6 protein-coding genes are annotated in these 6,008 nt (G+C 38.7%); all 6 read right to left on the bottom strand.

The features are described from left to right. Positions 1-146: 146 nt before the first annotated feature. Entirely contained in the window at positions 147-1,877 is a 1,731-nt protein-coding gene (locus FD29_RS06110; RefSeq protein ID WP_057888067.1) for a glycoside hydrolase family 73 protein, read from the bottom strand. Positions 1,878-2,005: 128 nt separating this feature from the next. Continuing rightward, positions 2,006-2,245, bottom strand: a complete 240-nt coding sequence (locus FD29_RS06115) for a hypothetical protein (protein ID WP_057888068.1) — start codon at positions 2,243-2,245, stop codon at positions 2,006-2,008. Positions 2,246-2,546: 301 nt separating this feature from the next. Next, positions 2,547-2,768, bottom strand: a complete 222-nt coding sequence (locus FD29_RS06120) for a hypothetical protein (protein ID WP_057888069.1) — start codon at positions 2,766-2,768, stop codon at positions 2,547-2,549. Positions 2,769-2,862: 94 nt separating this feature from the next. After that, positions 2,863-3,879 carry an acyltransferase gene (locus FD29_RS06125; RefSeq protein ID WP_057888070.1) on the bottom strand — a complete coding sequence of 339 codons (1,017 nt, stop codon included), beginning with the start codon at positions 3,877-3,879 and terminating at the stop codon, positions 2,863-2,865. Between the two features lie 377 nt (positions 3,880-4,256). Then, a complete protein-coding gene (locus FD29_RS06130) occupies positions 4,257-4,646 on the bottom strand; it encodes a hypothetical protein (RefSeq protein ID WP_057888071.1) in 390 nt (129 codons plus the stop codon). A 117-nt stretch (positions 4,647-4,763) separates the two neighbouring features. Then, positions 4,764-5,729 (bottom strand): ABC transporter substrate-binding protein, encoded by a 966-nt coding sequence (locus tag FD29_RS06135; protein ID WP_057888072.1) that lies wholly within the window; start codon positions 5,727-5,729, stop codon positions 4,764-4,766. Positions 5,730-6,008: the final 279 nt, after the last annotated feature.

Genomic DNA, 6,008 nt, shown 5'->3' on the forward strand with positions numbered 1-6,008 from the left:
ATCAAACATTTTTTAATAACTATATAAATATAGTCAGTTTATTAAACAAATAATATCGGCAACAAAAAAAGTCCATATCAACTATTTTCAATTGATATGGACTATATTTAATCTTTTAAAGTTATCTAATTCCAAACGAAAATCATTTAGTCAGCATTATAAATACAATACTTACCATTGACCCAGCCAGCGTTTACTTTGTACCAAGTTTGTCCATCGACAATTTGCTTGGAAGTAACTCGCCAAGTTGTTCCATCAGCCAAACGAGTTCCTGTGAACTTGTTGTTAGCAGCCGGACTGTTGTAGACGTTGACACCGTAGCCGGGGATATAGTTGATTTTAACCATGCCGGATACGGATGTAACGTAATTGGAGCCTTTTACTTCAACGTCGGTTGATCTGACCCATTGGTCAGTTGCGACACGATACCATACGCTGCCGTCGTTGTGAACTGACTTTTGGTCGATCTTCCAATCGGTGCCATTGGCCAAACTGACTGCTAAAGCGTTGTGTTTGGAATCATAGGCTCTGGCACTTGGAGTGGCCGTTACGTGAACGATATCTGGATAAGGACTGATAACATCTTCCTTATACTCATCGTGGGCTTGTTGCGACTTCAAGGTCACATCATCAGCCAAAACGTAAGCATTATTGCCAACAAAGTAGAAAGTATTGCCTTCGTCATCGACAACGTAAGCTGTGGTGATCCATGAAGATTGATATGGCAAAACTCGTGAAGTTGCAGCTTGTTTGTTAGCGGCACTGTAAACCACTGATCCAGCCTTATTGATAACGATAGCTGTATCAGCCAATTTAACTTTCGGATTGGATTTTTCAGACGACAATTCCACATCGCTGGCTTTGACGTACTCGTTGGAAGCAACTTGATAATAAACTGTTCCATCGGCAGCGACTACTTTTGCGGAAGCATGCCATTCTGTGTCGTATCCCAAAGCACGGTTTGCGGCAATCTGATTTGGATTGGCATTGATATAAATTTTTGCTGTATTCTTATTTGTAACTTTTACAGTATCGCTAATGGAAGTCTTAGTTCCATTTACTGAACTGTCACCTGTACCATTAGTACTAGGTTCGCTATCATATTGAGTCAAATTATATGTCCCGATTATATTATTCAAAGTTGACGCATAAATTGGGCTAGTTGCATAACGTCCCTGCAGCCAAGCCGTAGCGTCTTTATATGATGAAGTATTTTCCTTCCAAGTTCCTTTGTAAAAATCAGGGGCACCACTAATACCATTCCGCAAAAGATTCCCATTATCGGCGAATGAATCGTAGATCGTTGGGTAACTGCGGAAATTAGCATAGATCGTATAATAGCCCTTGTCGGAACTCCACTCAGTTGTAGGATAGTTCGCAAACGAGCCATTATAATCGCCCTTAACGCCAAAATAATTATTATATTGAGTCGATAATCCTGACTGACCCCAAGCACTTTCAACAATCGCCTGTGCCAACATTACGGAAGCATAGACGTTGTATTTAGCAGCTGCTTGTTGGGCAATTGGACCGATATTTTTCAAAAAAGTAGCTTGTTGATTTTGTGATGCACCATTTGTAGTAGCACTGGCCTGTGTCAAAGCGGCTACTGCACTAGCTGGCAAAACACTTCTAGCTCCATTGTCCTTTTCAGTAGCTTCAATAGCATCCGCTGCGGACTCACTGATTGGAGCACCCTGCTTGTCCATAACACTGGCAACAGAAGTATCCTTCGTATCAGTGGATGTTTGGTCTTGATCGTCAGTATTCCCATCATCAGTCGCCATAGCAGCTTTTACTGGAGAAGTATTCGAAGATACACCAACTGCTGCTAGAAAGCTAGCTAAAGCAGTAGAGGCAACCCATTTTCTATTCATAATTGTCTCCCTCCAATTAAAAATATAACTAAGTGTAGACTACTATGTAAACGGATTACCTTCAATAAAACCTTAAGAAAACAGGCTATTTTTAAACATTTTTTAGCAAATTTAACCGACTTGTAACATTAGTCAGTCATTGGTACGTAAGTAACGTATTCTGCTTCGATCCACTCGCCATCTTCAGCAATGCGGTAGAAAGTTTTGCCGTCGTCGCCGGTAGCTTTGGCATCAGTGTACCAAGCTGATTCACCTTTAACATATTTGTCTTGTAACATTTTACGATTTACTTCATAAGAATCAAACAAGAAGACCACGTAACGGCTGTCTTGGTTGACCTTAACAATACCATGCACATTTTCAAGCATTGTAATACCACCTTTTAAGTTAATACTGCTTTTATTATACATTAATTGAAATAAAAAAAGGGTGTTTGATTATTTTGTATTTGTATTGGTATTTGGGGAATGGTTCACTGCCGTCTTCCATGAAATCCCGGTGGATTGCTGGAACGCTGTGAGAGCAACTTAGAGCCAATTGCAGTTCAAATTGTCTCTAAGCTTGTCTGTCTCTAACCTGGCAGAGTACGCCAGCCAAGAGACTGCCACGGCTGAGCATCCACCGGGATTTCATTCCAGACTAGGTTAGTTATTAAATATTCAGTTATTCTTATTCAGCCTTTAATAAAGCATTGTTGTTTTTTACAGAATTATAATAGATTTCTTCGTTAATATTTGATTTTGATTCTAATTTTAAAGATATTTTTTGACTTGAAATCATCTTGTCAGGTAAGATATTCATTCTTATCAATTCTTCTTCAAAATCCAAATTATCAATATATTTTTTTAAATCTTTCTCCAATTCCACTTGATTCTTTTTAAATCTAAACATATTCATTACCTTCTATTTCTAACTTTTCATTAATGGTATCAAAAAGACCAAATCCCTGCGAACAAAATCTGAGATTTGGTCTTTTTCTAAATTTCTAAGTAAATACCCTTCTGACAAACGGTATGTGACTCAAGATGAGGATCACTAAGACGCAGGCTACTAAGGTCAATGCGAAGATGTAGCCGTAATTGGTTGGTTTTACGAATTCTTGGATCGTGAAGATCGTGATGCCGTGCATCAAATATACGCCATAGGTCGTTGGAGCGGCTGCTTCTATCATACCGGCAAACCAGCGAGGATAATGTGGCTCCAGAGCTCGTAATGACAAATATATCAAGATCACGATGATCGGCAAATTGATGGCGGCTAAGATGTTCCATAATTGCATAGATTTATCCAAAGTGACGAAACTGATGACGATATTGATGGCCAGCAAAATAATGATCAATAACGAATTCAACCAAGGATTGATTCGACGGTGCTTGCCTCTGGTTACTCGATACCCGAGAATAAAATATCCCAGACTGCGTGAGAAGATGACTTTGCCCATTGGATAAACGTCAAAATAAACTCCGATGGAATGGGGCGTATTGCTGACGACTTGTGGCAAAACGATATTAAAGATCATCCAAATGACCAACAAATATGTCAACATGCCGTCATCGACTCGACTGACCATAGCTTTTAACAGTGGCGACAACAAATACAGTGCTATCAACGGATAAATGAACCAATACGCTATCAAAACTGGCTTGTGATACATCAACAGGATTCGCTCCCACGGATCTAAAGCGGCGTGGTGATTGATCAGACTGTAGCCAAAGGCTGAGATGACTGACCAAACTATAAATGGCACCATTATCCGGACTAAGCGATGTCGAAATAAATACTTCAAGCTGTAAGTTTTTTGGCTATTCAAAATAGTCGAGCCACTGATCATGAAAAACAACGGCACGGCTACTTCCGTCACTACTACTAAGGAATTGGCGACGGACCAATTTAAATCATGCGTTTTATGACTGAGCAAAGTCGCACACGAATGCGACAATACCACTAAGATCATGGCAAAGACCCTAATCACATCAATATAGACTAATCTCTTCTTATTCAAATTTATTCCCCAAATTATTTTATCGATAATGACATTTTAGCAGTCATTATGGTTAAATTCGTCGAAATAAAAAAATCGTAAGTTATTTTTAACGGTTTTGTTCACTGCCGTCTTCCATGAAATTCTGGTGGATTGCTGGAACGCTGTGAGAGCAACTTATAGCCAATTACGGTTCAAATTGTCTCTAAGCTTGTCTGTCTCTAACCTGGCAAGGTGCCGCCAGCTAAGAGACTTCCACGGCTTAGCATCCACCAGAATTTCATTCCAGACTAGGGTCTTTATATATCGCTTTAGTATATTAATATTTTCAAAGCAATTATCGTATTACAAATGAATTAGGGGAAAAATATTTCATTATAAATGAACAAACCCCAGTCTTAATCAAACTGAGCAATGGTATTCAAGTGTTGCAGGGCTGGTTTGAATTCTAAGACTAGGTCCCGATATTTATCAGTTGGGGCTTCGTCTAAATCCTTAACTAGTTGGGACATCTTAATGCTTTCTTCGTAACGGTCGCACTTGTTGGTCAAGGCTTTGGCTACTGAGACCATCGGGTTCTTATTCAGGCCACCGATCAAGTTGCCGGTCTCGGTTAGCCATGTTTGTAAATGTTGGACGTTCAATTTATTTTGGATTGCTCGGGCTTCGAAGCCGTCTTGAGCCATTTCTTCTAAGATGCCGTATTCTTTCAAGAAACCTTGAAATTCAGCTAAAAATGCTTGGTTTACATCACTTTTGAAGCAGTAATTCAATTTTTTAATGTCCATGTTGAACACCTAACTTTCTTTATTTTTTTTGGTACATCTTAGATTACGTAAATGGTTTGCCAATTTTGCCGAAAATAAAAAAATTCCCTAGTTTTTTACTAGAGAATTTTGAAATTGCTATTTAACGTCTTTAACCTTTAAAACGTGGCCCTTCATGCTGATCTTACCTTTGTAAAGTTTTTGGGATTTAGCATACTTGAAGGCTTTCTTGTAATCAGACTTCTTGACCTTGTGGATCTTCTTGATCTTCATATCGGCTGAGTTCAATGAATTAACCGCTTTGTTTGTAACTGTGAATTCACGAAGTGCATCGTTCCACATTGTGTAGTTACCGATCTTGTTGAAACGACTGATTTGTTCATCCATAGTACTTACAAGGATTTGCGTTGAAGAAACGTTCGTCTTTGAAAAGTCCTTGTTGATGATCAAAATGTCGCCATTATCTTTGTTTGATTTTTGCTTGTTCAAGACCTTGGCACCGTTACTCTTGGCATTGCTCAAAGCTGGATCGTCCAAGATAGCAGCGTCAACTGTACCAGACTTCAATTCTTTAACACGTTCATCAGCTGAATCAACTTGCTTGATCTTGACACTTGATAATTTCATCTTGTTTTTCTTCAAAACTGACTTGAGATACATCTTTGATGAATTAGTTTTATCAAGTGCAATCGTCTTGTGTTTCAAATTCTTGATCTTCTTGTATTTCTTGTTAGCAACTAATCCTGAATAACCAGGCATAGTACCGGCGATTTGCCATTTAGGATTCTTCTTAACGAATGAAGCGTAACTAACTAGATCAGTTACCGCCACATTGACAGTTCCTTGAGTAATGGCATCGTTTAGTTCTTTGTTAGTATCGAATGACTTGACGTCTACGTTGACGTTGTTGAGGTTAAAACCATTAGTAGTATTCGCTACGACTGCTGGCATGGCGGCTGTATTCTTGAGCGTTCCGATAGTGATTTTGTCATTACCAACCTCATCAGCCGCTTTAGCTGTTGTAAGATTCAAGAATGGCAATGAACCTAATACTAAGAGCAAAGTAGCGAAAATTAAAGCAATCTTCTTTAAACTACGTGACATAGTAAAACTCCTTTTAATTTAATTAACAATCCTAATCATAGCCTTTTAAAATGCCAAAAGATAGAAAATAAAGAATTTTTTAGAAAAAAAGTGCACAAAAAACTATCTGAGGGGTCGCTCCGCTCTCCCTCGTAACCATGTAGTGAAATAAATCTTTTATCCAGTTATACTTCTCTTGAAGGTGATCCACAGTTCGTCGAGTCTTTATTGGTGTTTTTAAACCCGGCGAATTTACAATTGAAATGCAACACAAAGTAAAAAAATAAACCCATACCGGGT

The sequence above is a fragment of the Companilactobacillus mindensis DSM 14500 genome (assembly GCF_001434275.1).
Lineage (GTDB): Bacteria > Bacillota > Bacilli > Lactobacillales > Lactobacillaceae > Companilactobacillus > Companilactobacillus mindensis.

Excerpts from the sequence above, each read along its gene's own strand:
- FD29_RS06110 (WP_057888067.1), bottom strand. The coding sequence starts at position 1,877 with ATGAATAGAAAATGGGTTGCCTCTACTGCTTTAGCTAGCTTTCTAGCA.
- FD29_RS06115 (WP_057888068.1), bottom strand. The coding sequence starts at position 2,245 with ATGCTTGAAAATGTGCATGGTATTGTTAAGGTCAACCAAGACAGCCGT.
- FD29_RS06120 (WP_057888069.1), bottom strand. The coding sequence starts at position 2,768 with ATGTTTAGATTTAAAAAGAATCAAGTGGAATTGGAGAAAGATTTAAAA.
- FD29_RS06130 (WP_057888071.1), bottom strand. The coding sequence starts at position 4,646 with ATGGACATTAAAAAATTGAATTACTGCTTCAAAAGTGATGTAAACCAA.
- FD29_RS06135 (WP_057888072.1), bottom strand. The coding sequence starts at position 5,729 with ATGTCACGTAGTTTAAAGAAGATTGCTTTAATTTTCGCTACTTTGCTC.